Consider the following 1,539-nt stretch of genomic DNA (forward strand, 5'->3'; position numbering starts at 1 on the left):
CCACCAATGATTTGTGAGTTAGCTCCACTTACTTTAATATCTCCTATTAAAGAAGCATTATCTTGATTTAAGATTCCACCTAAGAGTTTAGAACCATTGCTAATTTCTGTATCCCCATAAATAATACCATTCTCCATATTTAAGATAGCAGGATTTACACTCAAATCATTTTCTTTTTCATTTGCACCAAGAGAAGAAAGAGTTCCACCATTTTCTAATTTAATCCCTCCACTCTTGCTTTCTTCATCTCCTATAATTCCTTTGTTAATCACTCCAGCAATACCACCAGCTAGCATTGCTTCTTCTCCGCTTATAGTAATATCTTCTGTGAGCTTTTGTCCTGAACCTATATAAAGTCCTGCTCCACTTTGTCCTATGATTTTACCGCTTATGTTGATTTTACCGATGGAGTATTGCCCTTGCGTTTTTGTATCATCTATACTGATTCCGTGTCTTCCTGCGATGATTTCACCGCTATTTGTAAGAGAGCCTAATTCTAGTTTATAGAGCCATTTTCTGCTTCTCTTTCATCTCCTATCCTAATACCATCTTGACCCGCATAAATTTTACCTGAATTATCAATAGAGCCAAGTGTTATACCTTGTTGGCTAAATGTCGCTATATCATAGATTAAAATTCCATCTTTTCCAGCTTGTATTGTTCCACTATTTTCAAGCGTTTTGATATTAGCACCATTATTGATTCTTATCCCAACATTATTTTCAGAGATAATTTGCCCTTTGTTAGATACAAGCTCAGCACTCGTGCCTTTGCTAGATGTAAAACTAAGCAATAAACCATCAGCATTTCCACTACCTTTTATCACTCCATTTGTATCATTTAAAAAATTTGTAAGATCTATACCTGAGAAATAAACTCCAGCTGAATTTGAATGTAAGTTATTATGAGAAATAAGTCCGGAATTTGTAAAATCATCTATCTTGCCACTAGCCCATTCACCTGATATTCTAAAAAATACCCCACCATTCTGACCGCTTGCATTACTAGTAATATTTCCAGCATTATTAAACTTTTTAATTTCCATATCATAACCATGAATACCATTAGAGCCTTCTATATTTCCACCATTATTAAGGTTCTCTATCTTACCTTGCCATAAAAGTATACCATTTTCACTTCCTTTTATCGTTCCACCTACTCCATTATTGAGCTCTTTAATAATTCCAGATTCCATTTTTACCACTAATACTTCCATTGTTTGTAAATTCTTTTACAACAGCATCACTACCACCTTTGATTAAAACACCGCTTTGATTGTTTGTGTTTTTAATCTCTCCATTATTAGTAATAGTAGCATTTGCACCACCTTGAATATGTATAGCACCATCTTTAGAGGCACTGATACTTCCACCTTTATTAATAGTTAATGTATCTTCACCATTGATAGTAACTTGTCCATTTTGCTCGGTGCTGATTTCACAGGTTTGACCTTGCTTAGAATTACAGCCCCCACCACTAATAGAGCGAGAATCCGCATAAACATTTGAACTTAAAATTGAAATTGTAGTAAATGAGAGA

General features: G+C 34.5%; 3 protein-coding genes. All 3 read right to left on the reverse strand.

The genetic code is table 11. From position 1 onward, the window contains the following. The coding region (locus EBF09_RS08925; protein ID WP_157978204.1) for a hypothetical protein at window positions 1-296 on the reverse strand (296 nt) is incomplete at its 3' end. A gap of 200 nt (window positions 297-496) precedes the next feature. Further along, window positions 497-1,216, reverse strand: coding sequence for a hypothetical protein (locus tag EBF09_RS08930; protein ID WP_121764746.1), 720 nt, complete (start codon window positions 1,214-1,216; stop codon window positions 497-499). Continuing rightward, the coding region (locus tag EBF09_RS08935; protein WP_198672581.1) for a hypothetical protein at window positions 1,176-1,539 on the reverse strand (364 nt) is incomplete at its 5' end. The genes EBF09_RS08935 and EBF09_RS08930, both read right to left, overlap by 41 nt.

The organism is Helicobacter burdigaliensis (assembly GCF_003670295.1).
In the GTDB taxonomy this organism is placed as follows: Bacteria; Campylobacterota; Campylobacteria; order Campylobacterales; family Helicobacteraceae; genus Helicobacter_D; species Helicobacter_D burdigaliensis.

Bases quoted from the DNA above. Each gene is read 5' to 3' on its own strand.
- EBF09_RS08930 (WP_121764746.1), bottom strand. From the start codon at position 1,216: ATGGAAGTATTAGTGGTAAAAATGGAATCTGGAATTATTAAAGAGCTC.